At 43.8% G+C, this 25,233-nt stretch carries 28 protein-coding genes; 6 read left to right on the plus strand and 22 right to left on the minus strand.

Going from position 1 to position 25,233, the window contains the following annotated elements; genetic code table 11:
• Positions 1–36 precede the first annotated feature (36 nt).
• Positions 37–1,200: a 3-phenylpropionate MFS transporter gene (locus tag ACRPI0_RS13525; RefSeq protein WP_432353202.1), complete on the plus strand. Its 1,164-nt coding sequence runs from the start codon at positions 37–39 to the stop codon at positions 1,198–1,200.
• Between the two features lie 47 nt (positions 1,201–1,247).
• On the opposite strand, the gene ACRPI0_RS13530 is transcribed toward ACRPI0_RS13525, so the two are convergent.
• From ACRPI0_RS13530 to ACRPI0_RS13540, 3 genes are all read right to left on the minus strand, one after another.
• Positions 1,248–1,496, minus strand: a complete 249-nt coding sequence (locus ACRPI0_RS13530) for a hypothetical protein (RefSeq protein ID WP_432353204.1) — start codon at positions 1,494–1,496, stop codon at positions 1,248–1,250.
• Between the two features lie 90 nt (positions 1,497–1,586).
• Positions 1,587–2,441 (minus strand): membrane protein insertase YidC, encoded by an 855-nt coding sequence (gene yidC / locus ACRPI0_RS13535; protein WP_432353206.1) that lies wholly within the window; start codon positions 2,439–2,441, stop codon positions 1,587–1,589.
• 277 nt (positions 2,442–2,718) lie between these two features.
• Positions 2,719–3,093 (minus strand): hypothetical protein, encoded by a 375-nt coding sequence (locus ACRPI0_RS13540; protein ID WP_432353208.1) that lies wholly within the window; start codon positions 3,091–3,093, stop codon positions 2,719–2,721.
• Positions 3,094–3,274: 181 nt separating this feature from the next.
• Here ACRPI0_RS13540 and ACRPI0_RS13545 point away from each other — a divergent pair, with 181 nt between their 5' ends.
• A complete protein-coding gene (locus tag ACRPI0_RS13545; protein WP_432353210.1) occupies positions 3,275–3,772 on the plus strand; it encodes a GNAT family N-acetyltransferase in 498 nt (165 codons plus the stop codon).
• 43 nt (positions 3,773–3,815) lie between these two features.
• Here the strand turns inward: ACRPI0_RS13545 and ACRPI0_RS13550 are convergent, their stop codons facing one another.
• From ACRPI0_RS13550 to mntR, 5 genes are all read right to left on the minus strand, one after another.
• The gene (locus ACRPI0_RS13550) at positions 3,816–4,295 is read right to left on the minus strand and encodes a DUF4064 domain-containing protein (RefSeq protein WP_432353212.1); all 480 of its coding nucleotides are present in this window, start codon (positions 4,293–4,295) and stop codon (positions 3,816–3,818) included.
• Positions 4,296–4,422: 127 nt separating this feature from the next.
• Positions 4,423–4,704 (minus strand): GNAT family N-acetyltransferase, encoded by a 282-nt coding sequence (locus tag ACRPI0_RS13555; RefSeq protein WP_432353214.1) that lies wholly within the window; start codon positions 4,702–4,704, stop codon positions 4,423–4,425.
• Between the two features lie 66 nt (positions 4,705–4,770).
• Positions 4,771–5,655 (minus strand): DUF1002 domain-containing protein, encoded by an 885-nt coding sequence (locus ACRPI0_RS13560; RefSeq protein WP_432353216.1) that lies wholly within the window; start codon positions 5,653–5,655, stop codon positions 4,771–4,773.
• A gap of 54 nt (positions 5,656–5,709) precedes the next feature.
• Positions 5,710–6,570, minus strand: coding sequence for a CvfB family protein (locus ACRPI0_RS13565; protein WP_432353218.1), 861 nt, complete (start codon positions 6,568–6,570; stop codon positions 5,710–5,712).
• 39 nt (positions 6,571–6,609) lie between these two features.
• Positions 6,610–7,017 (minus strand): transcriptional regulator MntR, encoded by a 408-nt coding sequence (mntR, locus tag ACRPI0_RS13570; protein ID WP_432353220.1) that lies wholly within the window; start codon positions 7,015–7,017, stop codon positions 6,610–6,612.
• Positions 7,018–7,150: 133 nt separating this feature from the next.
• Between mntR and ACRPI0_RS13575 the strand changes: the two genes are divergently transcribed.
• Positions 7,151–7,306: a lmo0937 family membrane protein gene (locus ACRPI0_RS13575; RefSeq protein ID WP_432353222.1), complete on the plus strand. Its 156-nt coding sequence runs from the start codon at positions 7,151–7,153 to the stop codon at positions 7,304–7,306.
• A 43-nt stretch (positions 7,307–7,349) separates the two neighbouring features.
• Here the strand turns inward: ACRPI0_RS13575 and ACRPI0_RS13580 are convergent, their stop codons facing one another.
• From ACRPI0_RS13580 to ACRPI0_RS13630, 11 genes are all read right to left on the minus strand, one after another.
• On the minus strand, positions 7,350–8,456 hold the full coding sequence (locus tag ACRPI0_RS13580) for a GNAT family N-acetyltransferase (protein WP_432353224.1): 1,107 nt from the start codon (positions 8,454–8,456) through the stop codon (positions 7,350–7,352).
• Between the two features lie 27 nt (positions 8,457–8,483).
• Positions 8,484–10,592, minus strand: a complete 2,109-nt coding sequence (locus tag ACRPI0_RS13585) for a heavy metal translocating P-type ATPase (protein WP_432353226.1) — start codon at positions 10,590–10,592, stop codon at positions 8,484–8,486.
• Positions 10,585–10,941 carry an ArsR/SmtB family transcription factor gene (locus ACRPI0_RS13590; RefSeq protein ID WP_432355968.1) on the minus strand — a complete coding sequence of 119 codons (357 nt, stop codon included), beginning with the start codon at positions 10,939–10,941 and terminating at the stop codon, positions 10,585–10,587. The genes ACRPI0_RS13585 and ACRPI0_RS13590 overlap by 8 nt, the downstream gene beginning before the upstream one ends.
• A gap of 543 nt (positions 10,942–11,484) precedes the next feature.
• The gene (locus ACRPI0_RS13595) at positions 11,485–13,872 is read right to left on the minus strand and encodes a penicillin acylase family protein (protein WP_432353228.1); all 2,388 of its coding nucleotides are present in this window, start codon (positions 13,870–13,872) and stop codon (positions 11,485–11,487) included.
• Between the two features lie 328 nt (positions 13,873–14,200).
• Positions 14,201–14,587 (minus strand): Na+/H+ antiporter subunit G, encoded by a 387-nt coding sequence (locus ACRPI0_RS13600; RefSeq protein WP_432353230.1) that lies wholly within the window; start codon positions 14,585–14,587, stop codon positions 14,201–14,203.
• On the minus strand, positions 14,565–14,849 hold the full coding sequence (locus tag ACRPI0_RS13605; protein ID WP_432353232.1) for a Na(+)/H(+) antiporter subunit F1: 285 nt from the start codon (positions 14,847–14,849) through the stop codon (positions 14,565–14,567). The genes ACRPI0_RS13600 and ACRPI0_RS13605 overlap by 23 nt, the downstream gene beginning before the upstream one ends.
• Entirely contained in the window at positions 14,849–15,331 is a 483-nt protein-coding gene (locus ACRPI0_RS13610) for a Na+/H+ antiporter subunit E (RefSeq protein WP_323691662.1), read from the minus strand. The genes ACRPI0_RS13605 and ACRPI0_RS13610 overlap by 1 nt, the downstream gene beginning before the upstream one ends.
• 23 nt (positions 15,332–15,354) lie before the next feature.
• Positions 15,355–16,851, minus strand: coding sequence for a Na+/H+ antiporter subunit D (locus ACRPI0_RS13615; protein ID WP_432353234.1), 1,497 nt, complete (start codon positions 16,849–16,851; stop codon positions 15,355–15,357).
• Entirely contained in the window at positions 16,844–17,182 is a 339-nt protein-coding gene (locus tag ACRPI0_RS13620; protein ID WP_432353236.1) for a Na(+)/H(+) antiporter subunit C, read from the minus strand. The genes ACRPI0_RS13615 and ACRPI0_RS13620 overlap by 8 nt, the downstream gene beginning before the upstream one ends.
• Positions 17,183–17,608: a Na(+)/H(+) antiporter subunit B gene (locus tag ACRPI0_RS13625; protein WP_432353238.1), complete on the minus strand. Its 426-nt coding sequence runs from the start codon at positions 17,606–17,608 to the stop codon at positions 17,183–17,185.
• Positions 17,598–20,000 carry a Na+/H+ antiporter subunit A gene (locus tag ACRPI0_RS13630; RefSeq protein WP_432353240.1) on the minus strand — a complete coding sequence of 801 codons (2,403 nt, stop codon included), beginning with the start codon at positions 19,998–20,000 and terminating at the stop codon, positions 17,598–17,600. Before ACRPI0_RS13630 ends, ACRPI0_RS13625 begins: the two co-directional genes overlap by 11 nt.
• 145 nt (positions 20,001–20,145) lie before the next feature.
• Here ACRPI0_RS13630 and ACRPI0_RS13635 point away from each other — a divergent pair, with 145 nt between their 5' ends.
• Both ACRPI0_RS13635 and ACRPI0_RS13640 read left to right on the plus strand, forming a co-directional pair.
• On the plus strand, positions 20,146–20,355 hold the full coding sequence (locus ACRPI0_RS13635) for a hypothetical protein (RefSeq protein ID WP_432353242.1): 210 nt from the start codon (positions 20,146–20,148) through the stop codon (positions 20,353–20,355).
• On the plus strand, positions 20,327–21,001 hold the full coding sequence (locus ACRPI0_RS13640) for a universal stress protein (protein ID WP_432353244.1): 675 nt from the start codon (positions 20,327–20,329) through the stop codon (positions 20,999–21,001). Before ACRPI0_RS13635 ends, ACRPI0_RS13640 begins: the two co-directional genes overlap by 29 nt.
• A 48-nt stretch (positions 21,002–21,049) precedes the next feature.
• Here the strand turns inward: ACRPI0_RS13640 and murB are convergent, their stop codons facing one another.
• Positions 21,050–21,967 carry a UDP-N-acetylmuramate dehydrogenase gene (gene murB, locus ACRPI0_RS13645; RefSeq protein WP_432353246.1) on the minus strand — a complete coding sequence of 306 codons (918 nt, stop codon included), beginning with the start codon at positions 21,965–21,967 and terminating at the stop codon, positions 21,050–21,052.
• Between the two features lie 220 nt (positions 21,968–22,187).
• On the opposite strand from murB, the gene ACRPI0_RS13650 reads away from it, so the two are divergent.
• Positions 22,188–23,576 carry an FAD-dependent oxidoreductase gene (locus ACRPI0_RS13650; RefSeq protein ID WP_432353248.1) on the plus strand — a complete coding sequence of 463 codons (1,389 nt, stop codon included), beginning with the start codon at positions 22,188–22,190 and terminating at the stop codon, positions 23,574–23,576.
• A gap of 195 nt (positions 23,577–23,771) precedes the next feature.
• Here the strand turns inward: ACRPI0_RS13650 and ACRPI0_RS13655 are convergent, their stop codons facing one another.
• Together ACRPI0_RS13655 and ACRPI0_RS13660 are read right to left on the minus strand one after the other, a co-directional pair.
• On the minus strand, positions 23,772–24,698 hold the full coding sequence (locus tag ACRPI0_RS13655; protein WP_432353250.1) for a manganese-dependent inorganic pyrophosphatase: 927 nt from the start codon (positions 24,696–24,698) through the stop codon (positions 23,772–23,774).
• A 52-nt stretch (positions 24,699–24,750) separates the two neighbouring features.
• Entirely contained in the window at positions 24,751–25,197 is a 447-nt protein-coding gene (locus ACRPI0_RS13660; RefSeq protein ID WP_432353252.1) for an RrF2 family transcriptional regulator, read from the minus strand.
• Positions 25,198–25,233: the final 36 nt, after the last annotated feature.

The raw sequence follows: 25,233 nt of genomic DNA on the forward strand, positions 1-25,233 counted from the left end.
ATGATTACTTTTTCAGTTTGATTTCTTACATGAAGGATGATTCTATTGGCTAACCAACGGTGGCTTTCCGCCAGTTTTTTTGTATTCTTTTTTACATGGGGAATTTTTCTTCCTTATTGGACAGGGTGGTTGACCATTGAAAAAGGTCTTACCGTCTCACAAGCAAGTCTAATTATGGGAATCGGGATGGTAGCACGAGCTCTTTCAACATTCATGGTGTTCCCTGTTTTAACACGAAAGTCCTCTTTACGCGCCGTCATCAAATGGCTATCTATTTTATCTTTATTGCTCGTAGTTTTCTATATTCCCGATACGCCGGTCTGGTCACTCGCGGCGATTACGATCCTGTTCAGTGCCGTCTACCCTATGATTTTACCTGCGGTAGAAAGTGGTGCAACTCTATTAATGCAATCCGAACGGATCCATTATGGTAAAAGTCGTTCATTCGGATCGATTGGCTATACCATCGCTTTACTACTCGTTGGTGCCGCTACCTCAATCTGGAGTGAACAAGCGATTTTGTATTTGATGATTGCCGGCCTTATTGTTACCGTAGTCTTTGCGATGAAAAACGCACCCGCTGTTCTCGATTCCATACCAGAGCAAACTTCTGCAGCTGTTGAGCAGACCAAGTTAAGGACGCTATTTCAAACAAAAGGGTTTCTGACCATTACGATTTTAGCTGTGCTGCTACAAGGTGCTCATGCAGCTTACTATAGTTTTGGATTTATTTATCTAGACGACCTTGGAGTCTCGGGATTGTGGATTGGTGTGATTTTGAATGTTGCGGTATTATTTGAAATCTTATTCTTCCGCTTATCTGACCGCTTGCTAGCCAACACCAAGATTTCGACGATGTTCTTAATCGCCGCTATCGGGTCGACAGTTCGCTGGATAGCAGTCTACCTGTTTCCGTTCACTGCCGTGTTCGTGTTTACGCAAGTGCTTCATGCAGTTTCTTTCGGAATTGCACATTATGCATTCATTCAATACATCTCTACTCGTCTGCCAAAACAGCAAATTGCTTCAGCACAAGGTATGTACGCTGCGTTTGCTATGAGTTTGAGCACAGCATTCCTGACAATCCCTGCAGGCTATCTCTACGATATTTCACCTGGACTCGCGTTTTTAGGAATGGCAGTTTGTACAATTCCAGCAATCTTCATCGTACTCTTTACACGACGAAAGCTTGCGTATTAAAAAAAAGGAAACGGCAGCGCATGAATGCGCACTGCTGTTTCCTTTTTTCATCCAAGAAATCTTAAAAACAGAACGACTGCAAAAGCAATTGCAAATAATGTTGAGAGTCCTTGCATCCAACGAGCCTCGCGTACCATGCCTTGGCTCCTGAATGACTTTGCTCGCGCACTATTTGTCAATGCGAATAGGGCGATCATGCCAATCAATGCATTCTGTAGATCTAGCTTAACAATAAAATAGAGCGAGAATACGCCAGCTATGACAATGCCGATTCCATATATCCAATTACTATTCATCTGCACATGCCTCCAATTCATCGTAAGCTAGGGAATCATTAGTAAAAAAGAAGCCGGAGTAAGCACTCCGGCTAAGACAAGATATGCGAATTACTTTTTCTTCTTTTTGTTCGTTTTCTGTTTCTCATCAACAGGATCCACGATTTCTACATCGACCTGACCATCTGCTTCTACAGCGAGTTCTGCTGCAGTGTGTTTATAATAGAATTTCCGACCTAAATACGTTTGGAATACCATGAACAAACCGCCTACAGCCCAGTACAATGGTAAAGCAGCTGCAACACGATAAGAGATGAACATGATCATAATTGGTGAAATGTAGACAAATAATTTCATTTGAGCTTTTTGTTGTTCAGGCATTGTCCAAAGCGATACTCGCGCTTGAACAAAATACACAGCACCAGCAATCAGCATCATAATCATATCAGGCTCGCCTAGCTTGAACCATAGGAATTCATGTGTTTTCACGACATCATCCGCATATAAAATTGCGAAATACAGTCCCATTATAATCGGCATTTGAATGACTAATGGTAGACATCCCATATTCAATGGATTTACATTGTGTTTGGAATACAAGCCCATCATTTCTTGCTGCAATTTCACCTGGTCTTCTTTGTTTCCTGCATCTTTAGCTGATTTCATTTGTTTCTGGATGTCTTCCATTTCAGGTTTGAGAGCATCCATTTTTACTTTCATCTCTTGCTGAGACTTATAGTTCTTCAACATGAGTGGCATCAAGATCAGACGAATACCCATCGTAATAATGATAATCGCGAGTCCGTAACTTCCGCCTAGTGATTCCCCTAATGTATGAAGCAACCATTCCATCGGTTTAACAAATATCCCGTAGAATGTACCTCTTTGTTCTTGAACACTCGTACAACCACTCAACAAAACGGCAGCCGTAGCCAACATCGTCAAAAATCCAATTCTTTTTTTCACGAAATCCACCTTCACTATTTTCAAACTATTAGCACTCCTATTTTTCTACAGAAAAAAAGAAGAGCCAACGGGATTCTTTCAGTTGCACGTACTCTATATCTCTTCAAAAAGTATACCCTAATACCCTTCACAATTACAAACAAACCTACTGTGAAAGTTTGTTTTCACATATTCCTCACAAAAAACCTGCAGTTCGTGGCCATTTCGGCCCGCTGCAGGTTGTTGTAGTAAGGGTAGCAGTTTACATGTGTGGTGAATTTGCGTTTGTTTAGTTAGTTTAAGATTTATCGGAGTCTGATTTTGGCTCTTTAGACTCGAGTTCATCTGTAATTTCTTTGTCTACTTTTTTGTGGTAGAGACCATCCTCTTTCGCACCTTTACCTTTGTCTTCTACTACTTGGTTGTAGTAGTGAACACTTGTTTGTGCGCCTTCACTTACCATCTTGTTGTCTTGGAAATCATATGGATCAGACATACCCGTTTTGGTCTTATCAGAGTAGTCCGCTTTTTTAGTTTGAACGAATGAATCGACTTTCGTAACTAAATTGTTAACAGCTACTTGTGCTTTGTCGCGGTTTTCCTTCTTACTGAAATACGCATAAGCCCCAGCTGCAAGTGTTGCGAGTAAAATACCATTACGTTTTTTAGCCATAAAAATCAAACCTCCAAGTTTTTACTTACTATTTGAGTTAGTGTTCATGTATAAAGTATACCCCACTTACTAGCATCGAAACGCCCATAACATTTCATTTTCATGACAAGTCTGACTATCGCTAGTTTTCACATACTGCATTTGTTATGATGGAAGAAAGGAATGATGAGGTGAAAGCGCAATGATTCGACAAATGATTGAGGAAGATATTGCTGCCGTCCAACACATTGCCCGTGAGACCTGGAAAGAAACGTATCAAGAACTTTTACCTGAAACTGTCCAACAGAAATTTCTCGATAGCGCTTATTCTACACCCATGCTGTTGAAACGAATGGAAAAGACTGAGATTCTGATTGCGGAACGCAATGGTCGTCCTGTTGGATTTTACAACATGACACGTATTGATACGGATGGAGATGTTGAGCTGACTGCACTTTATATTCTTCCGGAATATCAGCGTCAAGGTATTGGAAGGGAACTTTTCGCAGGGTCCTTAACACTATTGGACCGAGCTATACAGATGTTCGTATACGTAGACGACTTGAATGATCCCGCAAAAGCGTTCTATGAAAAATTAGGTTTCGAGTTACTAGAAGTTTTCGATGAAGACTTCGAAGGCGTCCCTGTAGAAACCGCACAGTATGTTTATATGATCCAACAATCCGCTTTATGCGTATAATTATAAACGTCCGACTCAGTAGCTGAGTCGGACGTTTTTTGTTTTATAATGGACGCATTCCATTGTCATCGTACGGTGTATCCGTATGATTGTGTTCATCTGTATAAATCATTGTAGGCTTTTTCGTAAGACAGAGGATGCCCGCGATATACAACAAGATCGATGTAAGGGATAGAATTCCTCCTGTTAATCCAGCAAGAATAAACATGATTCCAGCAAGCTTTGGATTTTTGTTATTCCAGATATTCACTAGTGCTACAATCGTTAGGATTAAACTTAGTACTAGGAAAGCTACTCCGAGCCAGAGGAAGCCACCAACTGCGTCGAAAAACTGGAAAAACATGTCCATGTCTCCTGGCGCAGTCGAAGGGTTAGACAATATCTCGCCTTCAATTTCGGATCGGATACTCGGATCGGAGCCCATCATTTTTAGTATAACTGCTCCGCCAATCGTAGAGATCACACCTAATACCGTGAAGACTAGACTAATAATCCCTAAGACTCTTTCAGCTGTTCGATTCATATACATCGCCTCACTTTTCTAGTTTCCTACCATGTATACGATTAAACTCAGTAATTGTTTCAAAGATTCCTCATCTTTTAAAAAAAAGGACCGCTAAAAGGTCTGCGATCCGTTGATAACTACTTTATTAAGCTTTTACATCGTTGTATTCTTCGTATCGATTAAACGCGGTAACAACGTATGAACAAACTGCTTCCATCTTCAGATGATTTTCACGCGCATAGTCAGCAGCACGATCTAACAGTTTCTTTGCAACGCCTCCACCACGAAGTGCTTCAGAAACGAATGTGTGATCCATAACCATGACATCACCGAGAAGTGTCCACGTAATTTCAGCTAGTGCTTTACCGTCCTTTTCAGAGCGAAAGGCGTATGTATCTCCGCCAAGTTCTTTTAGTTCAAATTCCATAGGAACAGCCTCCCTTTTTTTATAATACTATCAGGGTGTCCAGATAGGTCAACACTTCTGATTTTCTTATTGGAAGATGGATTTCACTGAATCCACAAGTCCGTTGAAAAACTCTTTAACTTTATCCCAAAATCCAGGATCTATATTACCTAACTTATCTTTAACTTTTGAAGCCATATCGTCCAACTGCTGAGAGAACTTCGAGAAGTCAATATCAAGCTTACTGATCCGGTCCATCAAATCTATTAATAGTTGACGATCTGCATCGCTTAGTTCAATTTTGTGTTTCTCCAATTGCTCCTTAACAATTTGTTCAACGTCTTCTTTCGTTGCAGGTTTTTTGTCAGAAATCTGTTGTTTGATGTCCGTCAATAGTTCAGCAACTTTGTCTTTATCGACACCTTTTTCCGAAAGCTGAGTCGCTACATCCAACTCGTCATTGGCAACGTCTGTGCGATCTTTGTCTAACGTTTCTCCGCTTACTTCATAGGCTTTGTAAATTCCTACTAATGCGGAGTGGCCGGTTACTTTTTTAGGTGCTGCCACTTCCACTTTAGCATCTTCAATACCCGCAGTAAGCATAGCGGTCGCATACATATCAGGAGTTACTTGAGTAATATTATCTTGAGTTACGATTGAAATGACAAGGCCTTTTCCAGCGTCTTGTCGCATAATCTTCGCTGAAGAATACATACGTGCGTTCGGATCGCCGTCTTTAATATAAGTGATCAGATCTTTTCCGGTAACTTCAATTTCTTCGACTTCAGCTTCTTCGTCGACTTTCAAGCTCGTTTTAACACTAGCTCGTTCAGCTTCTGAAAGATTTGCCCCGTAAACAATGATAGGCACTCCTAGCTTTTCGTTGATAGTGCCTTCCGCGGATGCGATATTCGGTAAAACTAATCCAACAGATAGCAGTAGTGCAAGACCAGCAGTAAGTGTTCGTTTCATTTTCGTACCTCCTTGTTTCCAATACATACGAAATGTAAAGCTAAAAGGTTCCCGTTACTCTTTAAGCGATGTCCAGCCATCACGCTGTTCGATCTTGCCGTCTTTCATCAATTTACCAAGCGCACGCTTAAATGCTCCCTTACTTAGGCTAAACATTTCTTCGATTTCCTCGGGTGTTGACTTGTCGGTAAATGGCATTTTCCCATTGGTCTCTTCTAAGTATGCAAAAATCATTTCCGCATCGTCACCTAAACGCTCTTGTTTACGTGGCAAGAGTGAACCATTGAGCGTTCCATTTTCTTGCACATCAATAATACGCACTGTAAGTTCCTCGCCTAGACGTGGCTCTGCAGCCATTTCACTTGCGTGGATGAAGATACGATAATTATCGGGCACGCTTAACAAGAAGGCTCCTACAGGAAGCAACCGGTAAGGACGCGCTTTTAGGTTGTCATTCATTCGATCCTTTTCAGCAATGCCGATAACGTCCAGTACGCGCTCTTCTGTTGCGAGACGTCCGAATATCGTGCCTGCCGGATCTGTTCGCAATGTCATATACAAGGCATCGTCAATTCTCGGCCATAATTTTCGTACATGAGGTAGATCCGCTTTGTTGACGAGCACTTCAAATGCTGCACCGATGTCTACATACGCTCCGTACTGGTCATCGATTCGAAGCACGCGCGCCCAGCCATAAGTACCCATTGTCATATGAGGTATTTGCATTGAGGCTGCGAGTTCGCCTCGTCTATTCATAAATAAGAATACATCTGGGGTATCTCCTGCTTCTAATGTTTCTGGTGCTTCTGAAGCGTTCATGTACAATTCTGTTCCATCTAAATCTAACGACCATCGTGATCCATCAAGTTCTAGAACTCGAACGCTTTGAACTGTTCCTGCAAGTATATTTGTCATCTTATTCTCCCATTTCCTTAAATAATTGTGTGTAAACTTTTATTGGTTGCGTTGCTTTAATGCCGTGACAAACTTTTGGTCTTCGTTCATCGCTTGTACGAGATCGGTAATGCGATCCATCGCATTCCAACTCAAATGATGCTCAATACCTTCCACATCACCGTAGATGTTTTCTTCTTCAACACCTATAATACGCAAAAATTGCTCCAATAGTTCATGACGTTGTACAAGACGCTCACCGAAGTTCCGTCCTCGAACGGTTAATGTGATGTCTTTATAGCGCTCATAAATGACGTACCCTTCTTTATGGAGACGTTGCGCCATTTTCGTTACAGATGAAGGAAGGACAGATAGTGATTCTGCAACATCTGAAACCCTCGCCTCACCTTTTGCCTCAATTTGCAAATAGATTTGCTCAATATAGTCTTCCATACTCGGTGTTGCCAATCCAAGCACCTCCACTGGCAATTTGCCGCCTATTTCCAATAAAAAAATACTGTGTGTGTTTAACTCGTTTTCTTCCGGGGTATCTAAAGAACATAACTAATTCAATCACAACGTCGAAAGGAGTGAACGACTCATGGGTAAAATACTTTGGATTATCATTGTAGCACTAATTGCATTCTGGTTGCTCGGCCTAGTTTTCAAAATCGGTGGTGGCCTCATTCATATCTTGCTCGTTATCGCGTTAATCGTGTTTATTCTAAATATGATTTCAGGTAGACGATCAGTTTAAATAAAGGGATGTCGGAGATTATTCCGACATCCCTTTATTACATTTAACGCGATATTTTAGCGTAGATAACTGTATTTCTTAATGCCGTTCCATCCGTAGAACGCGCATCGTTTTTCAATATCGCTTCAAGCTCAAAGCCTGCCCGTTCAGCGACGGTGCGGCTTTTTTTGTTGTGCTCATCGCATCGGATGTCCACGCGTTGCGCGCCGAGTTCTTCAAAAGCAAATTCCGCTATCCGTTTTACAGCTTCTGTCATATAGCCTTTTCCTTCATATCCCTTCGCTAACCAATAGCCGATTTCAAACTTAGGAATCGTCCAATCAATTGCGTGCAATTTGGATGACCCCACGAAGTCCCCTGTTTGTTTTTCAAACATATGGAGAAGAAGTTCCTTTTTTGTAATGAAATCTGCAATTGCTTGACGCATACGCCGTTCAGTATCCGCTAAATTCTGAGGCTGGTGCGCCCAAGACATCCATTCGCGAAGCGTAGGAAGCGTCTGAAGGATGGCGTTATTTACATCTGAAACGTCATGGAGTGAAGGCATCCGGATGATTAACCGCTCCGATTCAAACTCATCAGGGAAATCGGGTATTTCCTGAACCGCATAAGGATCTTCGTGTTCTTCCCATACGACTGGCGTTTTCTTACCACCCATATAGTCCTCTCGTGTAATTCCATACGTTATCGCATCGTAGTAGCAATCTTCCTCAGGAGAGAACCAAGCTTGTCGCAAATGTCCTTCTTTCACAAAACCAGAGCGTTCGAACGTCTTGCGCATTGCTAGGTTGTCATGGCGGGTGTGTCCAGCTAACCGATTTTTACCTTCAGGCAACTCAAACACATAATCTGCCATTAGCTTCAATGCGCTAGCTCCATATCCACGACCTCGATACCGATCGGCTATACGTAAATCGAACAAGGGGACATCATCTTGCAAATCATGTATCTTAGCGATGCCCACTTTTTCCCCGTTGTCGTTGACGAGCCAGAATGTTTTCACTTCATCCGATTCGTATCCACCTTCAAGGATCGTTTTTTCGATTAACTCTCGGCCTGATTTTTCTTGACCATGAAACGGCCATGTATTCGTTGTCATGAAGTGGATTAGCTGTTCCTGTTCCACCATTGTCCATTCTTTAAGTTGCATTAGGAATTTCCTCCAAACGACCGCTTCTTACTTTTGGATTTTCATTAATCGAAGTGAATTCAACACGACGAGAAGTGTTGCACCCATATCCGCGAAAATAGCAATCCATAGCGTCAACCAACCTGGGATGACGAGAAGCAGTGCAGCAATTTTTAGTCCTACTGCAAACATAATGTTTTCTTTGATAGTACGCAATGTTTTTCTACTCAATTTCACGGTATATGGCAATTGTTCAAGATCATCTGCCATTAGAGCGATATCTGCCGTTTCGAGTGCTGCATCTGTTCCTGCACCTCCCATTGCAATCCCGACGGACGCTGCTGCAAGTGCAGGGGCATCATTAATACCATCTCCGATCATCGCAACGCGCTTCTTACCTTCACTCAATTCACGAATTGCGATGAGTTTGTCTTCTGGCATTAGCCCTGCGCGAACATCGTCAATTCCTAATTGAGCTGCAATCGCTTGAGCTGTTTTCGGATCGTCCCCCGTCAGCATAACTGTTTTATCAATGCCTATTTCTTTCAAACGTTCGATAACACGTTTACTTTCGTTACGAACAGGATCCGCGACTGCGAACAATCCTGCAAACGTTCCATCTATAACTGCACCCATTACGGATTTCCCTTCAGTTTGCATTGCACCTGCTTGGGTTTTAACTTCCGCTGAGAGTTCCGTCAGTTCTCCCATCCAGCGGAGACTTCCGACAGCAACGTTCTGTCCCTCAACGTCTGCAATCGCACCTTTACCGGTGAGCGATTGGAAGTTGAGTGCAGGGATAACTCGTAAGCTGCGCGCTTCAGATGCATTAACGAGTGCTCGTGCTAATGGGTGTTGAGAAAGACGCTCTACAGAAGCGACTACTTGTAATAGCTCCTCTTCTTTAATGCCAGCTGCTGTAATAATATTCGTTACTTCGGGATACCCTTTCGTCAAAGTACCAGTTTTATCGAACGCGACGGTCTTAATATGACCCATTTCCTCTAAGTGGATACCGCCTTTAATGAGCACACCTTGACGGGCTGCGTTCCCAATAGCAGTAACGATTGCGACCGGTGTCGAGACGACAAGTGCACATGGACACCCTACTACGAGTACTGCTAATCCTTGATAAATCCACGTCTGCCAATCTGCACCGAGTAGCGGTGGGATGATCGCGGTTAAGGCTGCTATAACGATAATCGCTGGTGTATAATATTTCGCGAACTTATCGATGAATTTTTGAGAAGGTGCTTTTTCAGCTTGCGCATCTTCAACAAGGTGGATTATTTTAGCGATGGTCGTGTCTTCGACTAACTTGGTAACAGTGACCTCTAATGATCCTTCTTCGTTCATCGTCCCTGCAAAAACGGTATCATTTGTTTGTTTAATAACGGGTACAGATTCACCAGTAATTGCAGCTTGGTTGACGGTTGAATATCCTGATCGGACTGTACCATCCATCGCGATTTTCTGCCCGGGTTTAACAAGCAAGACGTCTCCAATTCGAATTTCTTCAGTTGGGAGCTCAACTATTTTATCATTACGACGAATTGTCGCTGAAGGTGGCGCGATGTCCACTAAACTACTGATCGATTGACGCGCTTTGTTCATCGAGTAGGATTCAAGCGCCTCACTGATCGCAAACAACAGTACGACCACAGCAGCTTCTCGCCATTCCCCAATGATTGCGGCACCTATGATCGCAATCGTCATCAATGTATTCATATCGAATTCAAGGCGGACTAAGTTTTTTAGTCCATCGATGAACATCGAAGTTCCACCGACGACTATAGCAATCGCGAATAAGATGATTGCCGCTATATTGGTTTCTCCGTATTTAGTAGAGGTGAATAAACCTGCTGCTAAGAATAGAAGAGAAATGAGCGACACAATGTTTTCTCGGCGTTTGAAAAAAGGTACTTTCTCTGTCGGTTTCCGTTGCGATATAGGAACGACACGGATCCCGTCAAAGGCACCTGCTGCTAGTAGTTCATCGATAGAAGCGTTTCCTGCAAATGACAGTTTGCTTGCCCCGAAGTTCACGGTAGCCGCTTCAACGTTTGGAAGTCGACTGACGTTCTTTTCGAACTTCATCGCACAGTTGGCACAACTTAAGTTTTCAAGACGATATTCTGTACGGATTGTTTCAGCCATTTTCTTCACCTTCTGTCGTATGGTCGTATGCAATTTTCACAAGTTGGAAAACATGATCATCCGCAAGTGAGTAGTAGACCATTTTTCCTCTTCGTTCTGATCGAGCTAAACCGTTTTCTTTTAGATAGCGTAAATGATGAGAGGCTGTTGCGTTAGATGCACCAATAATGGCACCAACATCACACACACAAAGCTCATTTTTCAATGTTAAAGAATAGGCGATTTTTAGTCGTGTTTCGTCTGCGAGCGCTTTAAAAAGTTGCACCATTCCACCAACACGTGGCAGATCTTCTTGAATTTCGATGACCAGAGAATCATGAATAATTTGTTCGTCGCATGTATCGATCATTTTCAAATGGACTCGCCTCCTTAAATAGTCATTCAAATGACTGTTTGATTGTAAGGCTAGTATATGCGTTATTCTGACGATTTGCAACTACTATCAAACGATGGTTTGAATGACTCGGAATTCTTAGCAAAAAGCTGCTCACTCTTATGAATAAACATAGTCTATCCGACTCTCCGCACTAAATGATTCGCGAAGCGGAGCACACCAATTAGGTGTTGGTTTTGATTGGTTAAGGGCACTTTTTTGCGTTTTGGAGTGGTAGTGCATGGGGTGATTGTTTTGCAATTGCTTGGTACAGGAGGGTTATGATCACATTTCGATGTTTATGAGCTGTATTTTGTGTTTATGATCACTTTCATTGGTTTATGAGCGGTTTAGAGAGGTTAAGAGCAATTTCCGGGATTTATGAGCGGTATTCTTTGTTTATGAGCGTAATGCGGGATTTATGATCACTCACCAGTCTTCTGAAGCGCAAACCATTTAACCACTCCAAATTTCCAACGCACAAAAAACAGAGGTTACGTACACCTCTGCTTCCTTTCGTTATTTCGCTTCGAGCGTTAACACGTGACCATTTTTCAAGTCACCTTGTAAAACGGTCTCATGGAAATCACCGCGGACCCAATCGTCTGCTTGGTCGTGGAACCATTCTGACTTCATATGACCGCTTTGTCCTGGGCCTACGATATGATAGGCTTTCGACAAGTCTTCCAGATCTGCAACAAAGCGCCATGAGGCTCCATGGTTTGCACTGCCATCATCTTTGAACGACGCCGCTTGTACGGTAACCCCTGATCCTCCCACTGGTTGCTTTTTAGGGTCTAGGAAACGCGCCAACACTGGTGAAGCACCTGATAATGGATGCGGGAATACGAGCTGGTGGAAATCGCCCCACTGCCACTTCGTTGGTTTATCGCCATAATCCTCTTTCAAACTCGCAACTGTTTTCTCAAACGCATCAAACACCCATTGGTCAACCCCGCCATACTCATTGACCCACGAAGACGGCTTCCCATCATACGCATTGCGTAAAAACTGATCAGTCAATTGAGGTTTTCCTGGCATGAATTCATAAACGTCTTTTGGCATATCTGAAGCAAACATCGTCACTGGCAATTGCTTCATCAGTTTGTGGAAGATGAGAGGTTGTGGCGCATCCACTGAATCCACCTGATCCCATTCTTTCATTTGACTCAAGATTCCCGTATAACTCTCTTTCCGATCCATTTTTTCAATCGAATCTATTAGATCGTCCAGAAATTCTCCCGCGTGTAAATTCTTTTGGTCCATCTGCAAATCCATCATGTCTTTAGCCGTTAACTGGTCACTCGCGCGTAGCACTTCTGCAATCCGCTCGTATCGATACGGCTGCGCCCAAAACTTCGTAATGTGGTACGGATACTTTTCATCCACCACTTCATTGTTTGCTGTAGCGATGAATCCTTCTTTAGGATTTACAAGGGTCGGTAATTCGTCATATGGCACGTAGCCATCCCACCCATATTCGGATGAATTCCCGGGAACGGGCAACTGTGCATCACCTTTTTTACGGATTGGAATTTTGCCGTTTGCTTTAAACGCTATCGTGCCATCGGTTGAAGCAAATACAAAGTTTTGAGCAGGTGCACTGAATGCTTCTAGCGCTGTTTCAAAAGACTCCCAATCGTCCGCTTTGTTCAAGTCCATAATCGCTTCAAGCTCATTACTTGTCTCGAGTGCTGTCCATTGCATGGAGAACACTGCGTCTGGCTTTTCATCTTGATAAATGACATCTGTAATAATCGGTCCGTGCCTCGTAACAAGCACTTCGAATGGCACATCTTCTTCATCCTTCACGCGGATGGTCTCATCGCGGACTTCCGCTTGTTCCCACTCATCGTCATATTGAAATTGAGTTGGATCATCAGGATTTGGGATTTCAATGTAGAGATCTTGAACGTCAGGGCCAACATTCGTAACACCCCACGCTACTTTTTCGTTATGTCCAAGAATGACTCCAGGAATTCCTGCAAAAATAACACCACTCACATTTTGCTCTGGCGACTTCAAGTGTACCTGATGCCAGATGGAAGGCGTGCTCAAGCCTAAATGTGGGTCATCTGCGAGTAATGGCATTCCTGATTTCGTTTTGTCTCCAGAGACGACCCAGTTATTACTCCCATTGAATTCGTGAGGAAGCAATCCAGGGTCAAACTGTCCTGTAACTTGTACTTGATTTTTCAGATTCGCTTCCATGATAGACTCTGCATTTTTCGGATAGGTAATGAACAAGTCTTGTGCCTTTTCTTCAGTATAATGATTGAGTGCCCAGTGACGCATTGCTTGCGGCGTCCACTTTCCACCCAAGTCATACGCCATATACTTCCCGATTGTCAGCGAGTCGATCGGTGTCCATGCTTCCGGTTCATAACCAAGCAACTTGAATTCATAAGACAACTTACCATTGTCTTTTACTTCTTCAATGAACGCGTTGACTCCATCTGCATACCATTCCAGAACTTGTTTTGCGTCATCGCCATATGTATCAAATGACTTCTCCGCAGCGTTTCTCAAGCTAAATGTACGGAACTGTTTGTCGACATCGATTGCTTTTGCACCAACGACCTCAGATAATCTCCCGCTTGCTTGTCTACGAGCAAGATCCATTTGGAATAAGCGGTCCTGTGCATGGACATAACCTTGTGCACGATATAAATCAGCGTCGGACGCGGCGTCAATATGAGGAACACCGTTTTCATCACGAGTTACCGTTACATTTTCATCCAAAACAGTTAGTTGAGTGTTTCCTTGGATCACGGGTTTCGAATTCCCTATGTAAACGTTTACAAAAATAAGTGTAGCCGCGGCCACGATAACTAATGTCGCGAGTATCCATAAAATAATCTTTGCCGGCTTCCCCATTCTCTTTTTATGTTGAGCCTGTCTCTGCATCTGTCTCTCCCCCATTGCCATTTTTCATCCTACTCTTCTATATTCGTTGCACAACAATAAAATCCCTTTCAAGTATGAAAGGGATTGCGTGTGCTGATTGAGTTATGAGCGCTTTCCTACTTTTATGATCACATTCCCTGGGTTATGAGCGCTTTCCTAGTTTTATGATCACTTTCCCTGGGGTATGAGCGTTTCCCTAGTTTTATGATCACATTCCCTGGGGTATGAGCGCTTTTCTAGTTTTATGATCACTCTCCATGGGTTATGAGCGTTTCCCTACTTTTATGATCACTTCACACGGGTTATGAGCGTTCCCCCACTTTTATGATCACTCAACGTCTGTCTCCTCATCCACAACGGGTGGATTTCCGTGAATCACTTCGTACAATTCATCCTCGACGGAAATATCTGCTAGACCTACTTTTGAGCGGTAAGCGGCACGGATAATCAGGTGACCTGCAACCGGAGCTGTGAGGAAGACGAAGACGATACCGAGCAACACACGGACACTGACGAAATGATCGTGGAACAGAAAGTATAGAAAGACGCCTGTCAACGTCAGCAAAACTGACAATGTCGAGCTTTTTGTTGCGGCATGTGAGCGCGTGTACACATCCGGCAAGCGGATTAATCCGAACACACTAATTACACTAAAGACACTTCCAAACAGGATTAGCAAGGCACCAATGAATTCACCGATCTCGTTTTCGTTCAACGATAACCCCCCTCTCGATATACTTGGAAAAGGCAATCGTGCTGATGAATGAAAGAATTCCGAGAATCAGAATGACCTCCAAATAAGCTTTCGTTCCGTACACAATGGACACGACTCCGATCATCGCAATTAGATTCACGCCAACAACATCCATGGCGATAACTCGGTCTGGCATAGAGGGACCCATGATGAGTCGGAGAACAGCAATCGCAATCGTTATCGCGAACAGCACAACAGATATAGCGAGCATCGTCTCTATCATTATCGGGTCACCTCCATAATCGCTTTTTCGAAGTTCTTCAATTGTTTGATCAACCCATCACGGGATTCCTGGACGTCCATCGCGTGTATGTATAACGCGTCACTTTCCGGTGTTACTTCCATCACGACGGAACCTGGAGTCAACGTCAGCAACATCGAGAGCATCGTAATTTCTACATCACTTCGTAAAATCGTTTCATACTTGAAGATCCCAGGTTCAATTTTCAAGCGCGGACTTAAAATTTGCCGCAATACAACAGCACTCGATTGAATGAGTTCCGAAACGAAGATGAACAGCAATTTCACGACAGCGTAGACGCGTCGCAAGTAGAAGCGCGTACCGAAAAAGCGGTGCATGAAGAACAGGATTCCAATGCCTACGAGAAATCCTGCGTAGAACGTGGAAAAACGCAATTCGTCTTCATCGATCAGCAGCATCCATAGAAATGCGATGAATAAGTTCAATAACAGTTGACCTGGCATTCTCCAGTCCCCTTTCTTCTGCGCTAGTTTTTCAGCAACGCTTCTTTGTCTAATACAGCTTCAATATACGATTGCGGGTCGACTAATGTCGCTGCCGCATCATTTACAAAGGGCGCCAACCAGTCTGCCCCGATTCCGATAGCGAGCGTTAACACTCCGAGCATGACAATCGGTAGCAACGTCCGTTTCTTTAGTACAACTTGTTCTTCGCTGCCGATGATTGCTTCCCCCATAAAACAGTTGAGGAAAATGCGCAACAAGGAATACAGCACGAACAAGCTCGACACAAACGCAAGTGTCAGTAATACATACGTTTCCGCTTCGATTAACCCTTCACCAAGCAACACTTTCCCTATGAATCCACTAAAAGGCGGAATCCCAGTAAGCGAAAGCATGGCGACAAAGAACAACCAACCAAGGGCAGGATAGTTCCGTAGCAACCCACTAATTTCACCGATTTTCGCTTTACCTGTTAATGAAATCATTAATCCACCAGCTAGAAACAACATCGCTTTCACAACCATATCGTGCAACACGTAGTAAATTGAACCTTGTAGCGCAATTTCGTTGCCCGCTGCTAGTCCAACGAGGATGAACCCTACTGCAATGACAACGTTGTAGGCGATAATCTGACGAATGTCTCTCGTAGACAGTGCACCGAGACTCCCACCAATCAATGTCAGTGCAGCCATGATTCCGATAATCGATTGCGTAATCTCTGGGGAGTGATGAAACACGAGCGTGAACATGCGGATCAACGCATAAATACCGACTTTCGTAAGCAAAGCGCCGAATAGAGCTGCAATCGCAGCAGGCGGTGCGCTATAAGATCCCGGCAACCAAAAGTACAGTAACAAGCCTGCTTTTAAACTAAACACAAGTAAGAAGATTAGACTGATCACTGTCAGCACAGGTCCTTGACCATTTTCAGTGACACGTACCGCTAATTGCGCCATGTTTAGTGTTCCTGTTGCGCCATACAAATACGCAATCGCAAGAAGGAAAAACCATGAGGCCAGTACATTAATCGTAATATACGTAAATGCTTCGACAAGCTGGACTTTGCGTCCTCCCAGGATTAGAAGAGCGTATGAGGCAAGCAACATTACTTCAAAGCAGACGAATAAGTTGAACACGTCTCCCGTTAAAAACGAGCCATTGACGCCTGCAAGCAAGAACAGCATGAATGGATAGACGTACATTTTCTCGAACGCTTCTCCGATTGTTGAAAACGCGTACAGCAAAATAATGCTAGTTACCGTTGCAGCAGCCGTTACTAATAACAGTGCGAACGAGTCACCGACGAACAGAATGCCATAAGGTGGCTTCCACCCTCCGAAGTCTAAGCGTAAAATACCTTCCGACTGGATTCGTAGCAACAAATACACACCAATTCCAGCGGAAGCGGCAGTAGCTAAGAAACTAAGTACTCGTTGTAACACGAACGAGTTGCGGAAGAATGTTAAAACAATCGCAGTAAGTAGTGGGATGAGTACTGGCAATACGAGCGTATTAGTCATCGGATTCACTCCTTACATCATCCAAATTATCAGCGCCCGTTTCCCGGTAGATCCGGTAGGCGAGTACCAAAAGGAACGCCGTAACAGCAAAACTAATAACAATTGCAGTTAAGATAAGTGCCTGCGGTAGCGCATCGGTATAAGTCGAACCTTCTTCAGTTAGTAACGGGGCTCCCCCTTTTTTCAATCCACCCATCGCGAGGATCAGTAAATGGATGGCGTGAGAAAGGATGGCAGTCCCTAAAATAATCCGCACAAAGTTACGCGACAGCAGTAAATAGACTGCCACCATAACGAGAACGCCCACCAGTAATGTAATTAAGGTCTCCATTCAACTCACATCCTCACTGATCGTCAACAGGATCGTCACGACGACCCCCACAACTGTTAGCGCAACACCCGCTTCAAATAGTAGTACCATCGATAGTTCCGTCACTCCGAACACAGGCAAAGCAAAGTCCCCTTTTGCTTGCGTTAGGAATTGATCGTGAAAAAACATAGGAACTGCACTACTTGCGACCGCAAGAAAAACGCCAAGTCCTGCAATTTTCTTAAAATCAAACGGAATCCCTTTGTGGACCGTTTCAATATCGTATGTCATATAGAGCAACAGCAACGCTGAAGCGAGGACGAGTCCTCCTGAGAACCCTCCGCCAGGATCGTTATGCCCTGATATGAAAAGTTCGACGCCGAACGTTAAAATGATGAACACAATGATTTTTGTGACGGTACGCAAAATGACGTCATTAATTTTCATTGCCGTCACCGCCTTTTCCATCTTTCAGTTTGATCAATACATACACGCCGAGTCCACCGATTAGCAAGACGACAATTTCAAGCATTGTATCGAACGCACGGAAGTCTCCTAAAATCGCGTTCACGATATTGCCTCCGCCCGTCAAAGTCTTCGAGTCTTCAAAGTACTTGGAAACCGGATCGAACAGACGGTTTCCTTGAACAATAAGCGCCGTAATAATGACGATCAAGCCTGAAGCAATTGCAATGAATGCATTCATCACTTTCACTGATCGCCGTGGACGTTCCTTTTTCCAATCTGGCATGTATCGGAATGTCAGTAAGAACAACACTGTTGTCACCGTTTCCACGACGATTTGTGTAAGCGCCAGGTCAGGCGCACGCAAAACGACGAACAGAAACGCAACTGTAAATCCAAGGACACCATTTAATAGAATCGCAATCAACCTCGAGTTCGCGAAAACAATTGCAATGGCAGCGGCCATCATAACCATCACAAGAATATACTCGTTAACGGTTACAATTGAATCCTCTGAAAAGTTAAAGGCTAAGCGCCAAACGAATGTCAATGCAGTTCCCATCATGGCGATGAAAAACAGCAGAATGTACGTGAAATAACGATGCAAATGCCCCGTCATATACTTATTAGTAAGGTGATAGGAATGACCTTCTAACTGTATGAGCAACAAATTATAAATGTTGTCCATTTTCCAACTGAACGGAGAAATCGTATAGATTCTTCTCCACTGATGTAAGAAAGTATAGAGCAACGCACCTATAACGATGATGCCTATCGTCATCCAGAGCGCCGGTGTTAACCCATGCCATGCTTGAATGTGAGGAACGAGCAATCCAGGGTCCCCGAATGAAGGATAAACTGCCGCCATTGCTGGTTTCAAGATCCACTTCCCTAACACATTCGGGAAGAAGAACAATCCAACAATCATTAGCCCTAATATGGCAGGGGCCACAAGCATGCCGAGTTGCGGATCATGTGCGCCTCGGTCCACCCAAGCTGGCTGTTGTTGCTGACGACCGAAAAACGTTTGGAAAACAATAATCATGCAATAGACAAAGGTCAGAACACTAGCAACCCAAGCCACTATCGGAATCCAGACATGTACACCAGGCAGCGCTAATTGTTGGACAGCGACACTCGCTTCTAAGAAGAGCTCTTTACTTAAAAACCCGTTAAACGGTGGCAGTCCCGCCATCGAAAAGCTGCCTGCCAGTGCAATCGTAAATGTAATCGGCATGAAGATAGCGAGTCCACCCAATTTCCGAATATCCCGAGTCCCGAGCTCATGGTCGACGATCCCGATGATCATGAATAACGCGCCTTTAAATGTGGAATGGTTTATCAAATGGAAAAGTCCTGCAAACGCTGCCACTGTAAAAACGGTTTTGTCCAACCCCGGAATGTTAAGCATGGCAGCTGAACCGATTCCGAGTAAACTCATGATCAGCCCAAGTTGACTGATCGTCGAATAGGCTAGGAGCGCTTTCAAGTCATTTTGACGGACTGCGTTGAATGAGCCCCATAACAACGTAAGTAATCCAACGAATGTAACCGAATAGAACCATAGCTCGCTTTCACCGAATACCGGAATGAACCGAGCAACTAGATAGATCCCCGCCTTGACCATTGTGGCGGAGTGTAGATAAGCACTGACTGGTGTCGGTGCTTCCATCGCATCCGGTAGCCAAATATGAAACGGGAATTGCGCTGACTTTGTAAAAGCACCAAGAAGGATTAAAAGCATCGCCGGAATGAAGAGATCGCGTGACGGTAACGTCTCTGCCATACCGATCATCTCTTGAATGCTATACGTCCCCGTCATCTGGTGCATCATTAGGAATCCAATAAGCATTCCGATTCCGCCTGTCACGGTAATCAGCATTGCTTTTTTAGCACCCGCACGCGAATTTTTCCGTTGGTGCCAAAAAGCGATGAGAAGGAAAGACGAAACACTCGTGAGCTCCCAGAATACATAGAGAACGAGAACGTTATCTGAGAATACAACACCAAGCATGGAACCCATGAATAACAACAAATACATATAAAACCGACCGAGTGCTTCCCGTTCCGACAAATAATAAATGGAGTACAAAATGACGAGCGTACCCATGCCTGTGATGAGTAACCCTAAAATCATGCTGAGGCCGTCTAAGTGAGTGGTGAAGTGGATATCAGCTGCATACAGCCAATGAATGGTGTGGAAAAGCGTTTCTCCAGCGGCAAGTTTCGGGAGCTGCAAAGCGAGAACGATAAACAATACGAGCGGAACCGGTACGACCATCCAACCGATTTTTCTGCTACGAACATATGTATAAAGCAGCGGGACAAAAAGCGATGCCACAAATGGCACCAAGATAAGTAAAGGAATAATCATTTCATCGTACCCCCCCAATCAAAAAGAAAACACGGGTTCTATCGTAAGAACAGTTAAACGAAACGACCTAGCATACCCAAGAATATACAGAAACTTTCTCTGGCCTCTTGACTAAGATGGAAAAGCCGTAGATAATGAGTGCCATATGAGTACAGTGAACAAGCCCGAAACGACAATTTCGTTTCAGGAACTGCGTGCTAACTTTGGCGGTTGTGTTTTTTCGTTTCATTCTAAAGTATACACAACATTTACTCCAATCGCACTTGAAGAGTCACGTGCAAAGTGCGATCGCCTAGTATTCGGATTCCAGGAAGGTGGAAGGCTACATGGGAAAGGTAAAAGGACGTATGGATGAAAGCATCCTCGTCTGTGTGTATTACGGACCTAACGGAGAACGTCTTATCCGACGCGGACATCAGATGGCAAGTGCAATGGATTGTCCCCTTTATATTTTAACTGTCGATCCACGTCCTCTTGACGATATGGATGCGGATAAGTCGGATTATATTGATAGATGGCGTGAACTTGCAGATGAATTGGAAGTCGACGAATTCATCGTACAGGACAACGAAAGCCGTCCTACTGCAAAAGTGATTAAGCAGGTGGCACATGCTCGCAATGTCACTCAGATTATTATTGGACAAACCGCCCAAAGTCGATGGGAGGAAATCACAAGAGGTTCTTTCATGAACGTCTTATTACGCGAAATTACTTTTGTCGATTTCCATGTTGTATCCGTCGCACGTTCCATTAAGCACGACGTGGAAGGCTTATTTGAAAAAGGCTTACGAGCCTATTTAACGGATGATGGGGATGGGTTCCGCATCACGTTTAATTACACAAAAGATGCCCGTTTTGAAGGGATTTTCTTCAAAGAGACCGGTACCGATTTCAATAATGGAATCTTTAAATTCATGTATGACGGTAAAATGTGCCAAGTACGGATTACAGATGACCGTGTAGAAGACCCCTCACTTGTCAGTTGCAAAATTGACGTCTAATTACACAAAAGCAGAAAGTGCCGTAGCGCTCTCTGCTTTTTATTTTGCTTATTCTGCATGTTCCCCAACAATTTTCACTTCGCGTTCAAGATCTATGCCAAAACGTTTTTTCACTTCAGCTTGAACCATTTCGATCGTTTGAATATAGTCGGTTGCGGTTGCATGGTTCTTGTTGATGATGAATCCCGCGTGCTTGGTAGACACTTCCGCTCCACCGATTCCTTTACCTTGAAGACCACTATCTTGAATCAGCTTCCCTGCATAATAGCCTGGAGGGCGTTTAAACACACTACCCGCTGACGGATATTCGAGCGGTTGTTTTGATTCGCGTAAAAATGTCAGTTCCGCTACTTTTGCATCGATTGATTCCCGGTCTCCAACGATCAGTTCGAAATCTGAAGACAACACGAAATATCCTTCATCCGCAATGATACTTTTCCGATAGCGTAAATCCAGTTCCTCTTTCGATAAGATGAAAATCTCACCTTTTCGATTCATGAGTGTCGATTGGACGATAACGTCGTTAATTTCTCCGCCATATGCTCCCGCATTCATCGCCATTGCACCGCCAACAGAACCCGGAATTCCACAAGCAAATTCAAATCCAGTAAGCCCTGCCGCCGCAGCAGCTCTTGATACAGCGATAATATGTGCACCTGCTTCCGCATGAACAGACGTGCCTTCTACTAAAATCGTATCGAGTTTTACAGGATGGATGACGATGCCACGCACGCCTCCATCCCGGACAACCATATTAGATCCATTCCCAAGTAACAGTAATGGAATTTCGTTTTCATATGCATAACGCACAGTCTTTTGCATTTCCTCAACCGTTTCAGGAATGACAAGAAGATCTGCATGCCCACCTAATTCTGTCTTTGTATAAGCTGAAAGGGGTTCATCCAGCAAAAGCTGCCCCTTAGTAATAGTAATTTGCAAATCACTTAGCCATTGTTGCTTAGCCATTTTACCCAACCCTTTCGATTGTATGTTTCCTTTTAACAGTATGCTGTGAATCTATCGTTTTGACAAGAGGTAAGGACTTGTTTAACTTTCATCTAAGTGTACGCGTTCAAGATGAAAAACTGATGAGAATTCGTACTTTTTTTTGGTGCTTCCGTTAACTTGAGTTATTTGTGGCAAAGATGGACGTAACTGAAATTAGGAAATGCGGAGGGAACTCACTATGCTAAAATCACTTTGGCTTGAAACAGCATATCCACGAGATACGTATGCACCACCATCTTCTGATACTTCCTGCGACGTATGTATTATCGGGGGAGGACTTTGTGGAGTCACGACCGCCTATCTCTTAGCAAAGGCAGGAAAGAAAGTACTCTTGCTTGAAAAAGACCGGATTCTTGAAGGTGCGTCAGGAAATACAACTGGCAAACTCACAACACAGCACGATATAGTGTATGCGGATCTCATCAAGAAATTCGGAGAAGAATCCGCTAAGCTCTATTATAAGACGAACGATGCCGCTATTCGGTTCGCAGAGTACATTGCTGAAGGTGACGAACTACGCTCCACCCATTCTGTATTGTTTGCACGAACGGATAAAGGAATCGAGACTCTCAAGTTCGAAGCGGATGCGTATAAGGCCCTCGGCATTCCGTTTGATAGACGGTTAAACTGGGAACTGCCGATATCCGTGAAAGAAACACTGACGTTAAGCAACCAAGCCCAGCTACATCCTGTTCGATTCGGCCAGCACATTGCAAAACTCGCTGTTGCTGAAGGCGTACAATTGTGCGAGAAGTCCGATGTCCGTTCCATGGACTTGAAAGAGAAGTCACTTCAACTTTCATCAGGTATTGTTGTTACTTTCGATGAGTTGGTGTTGTGTACACATTATCCGATTGAAGCATTGCGCGGCATGAACATTTTGAAGTTGGAAGTAAAACGTTCGTATTTGCTGTCGGCTCCTGCAGATATGCCTTTACAGAGCCAGTACTTGTCTGTGGATGAACCAAAACGATCCATCCGCACTGTCTTCATTGACGGACGGTCACACTTCCTGCTCGGTGGTGAGGATCATAAAGCAGGTGTCACGAGTGATACCGATCTCCATTACAATCGTCTCGCCGAGGAATTACAGTCGACGTATTACCTCGGTGAACCGATCCATAGCTGGTCCGCTCAAGATCCTTCCACACCGGATCTAATTCCTTATGCCGGACCGATTTCAGCTGCGATGCCTTATGTCCATATTTGTACAGGTTTCCGTAAATGGGGCATGACAAATTCAATCGCAGCTGCAAAAATTGTTACAGACCAGATTACTGGCCAACAAAATCCCGCCATTGCACTCTATGCTCCCGACCGCACAGGATTCGGGACGCTATTGTTTCAAGCGTTAAAAACTACAGGGTTCGTATTGAAGGAATTTACAGGCGGTCATATAGCGCGCACCAATGCACCGATTTGTACGCACATGGGCTGCCGCACTCGTTGGAACAAAGGTGATGAAACATGGGATTGCCCTTGCCATGGCTCTCGTTTCCGAAAAGATGGCTCCGTACTTGAAGGCCCCGCAACACGTCCTCTTAATTTTAAAAATGACGCGCACTGAGTTAGTGGAATCGGAAGAATAATTGAGAGAATAGGCAACATTAAGGCATGAATCGGAACGATTGAGCTACGAATCGGCAACGTCACGGAATTAATCGGCATCAGCATACAATTCAACGTATACTCCCACCGAAAAAAAAAAAAAAAAACAGCCCGATGAGCAAACTCTTCGCTCATCGGGCTGTTTTTTTCGTTCTTATTTAAATGCTTCCGTCAAAACTGGAACAATTTGTTTCTTGCGCGATACAATTCCGTTCAGAATTGCCATATCATTCGCTGGGACAACCTTGAATGCAGCCATCGCTGTGAATGCTTTTTCACCGATCGCAATAGCAATTGAATCATTGTTAATGATATCCGTAATGACAAACAAGAATAAATCGAGCTTCTTCACAGATACTACTTTCGTCATCAATTTTGTCAGCTCTTCCTTACGATTCAACACGTCATTGAGATCGACTGCGTTCACTTGTGCAATTTCCATCGTCACTTCGCCAACTTCGAAAGTCTTTGCATCGAGTGAGATGAGCTCTTCCAACGTTTTACTTCCAAGGTCTGCACCTGCTTTAAGCATGTCCAACCCGTAAACGCTTGCGTCCACACCTGCAATATCGGCAAGTTCGTCTGCTGCTTTTTTGTCTTCTTCTGTAAATGTCGGTGACTTGAACAACAACGAATCCGAAATAATTGCTGATAACATCAAGCCCGCAATGTTTTTCGGTATCGCAACACCGTGTTCTTTGAACAACTTGTTCAATATGGTCGCCGTACACCCAACAGGCTCCGCACGATAGTAAAGAGGTTCACTTGTTTGGAAATTCGCGATTCGATGGTGATCGATGACTTCAAGAACTTGAACATCCTCAATATCATCTACACTTTGCTGTTTTTCGTTATGATCGACCAAAATGACTTTTGACGCTTCCGTTGCTGCACGATCGATTTGTCGAGGTGCTTCGAAGCCAAATGTCTCTAATGCAAATGCAGTTTCTTCAGAAATGCTACCCAGTCTCACAGCTTCTGCGTCCATCCCAATTTGCTGTTTCAAATATGCGTATGTAATCGCTGAAGCGATTGAATCCGTATCAGGATTTTTGTGGCCAAATACAAGTACTTTGTTCATTAGTGAATTCCTCCTAAATATCTATACCTAATGCATCTCTTTCATCTTACCATCACAGCAACGATCTCGGAAATAGAAGCATACCTATTTCATCTTTATTTTGTACAAAATCTTCAATTGTATAACGATCCAATACCGCTAAGTACGCATGCAACGCTTCCTGTAAGACACCTTTTAACCGACACGCAGGTGCAAGTATGCACTGGTTCAACTCCCGATTAAAGCATTCCACCAACTGAAAGTCATCTTCTGTCTTACGAACAACGTTGCCGACATTAATTTGATTTGGATGCACTTTCAGGCGGATGCCTCCCCCGCGACCTCGAACTGTTTCGATGAAATCCGCTTTTCCCAGTTCATGAACGACTTTTGTTAAATGATTTTTAGAAATCGCGAATGACTCCGATATTTCTTGCACCGTTGAAAGAGCTCCTTCAGGCTTAGCAGCAAGGAAAATCAAAACACGTAATGAATAGTCCGTATAAAGCGTTAAACGCATGTTATCCCACCTACTTTCGCTAGAACTATTTGTTTT

The sequence above is a fragment of the Sporosarcina sp. A2 genome (assembly GCF_050858885.1).
GTDB lineage: Bacteria > Bacillota > Bacilli > Bacillales_A > Planococcaceae > Sporosarcina.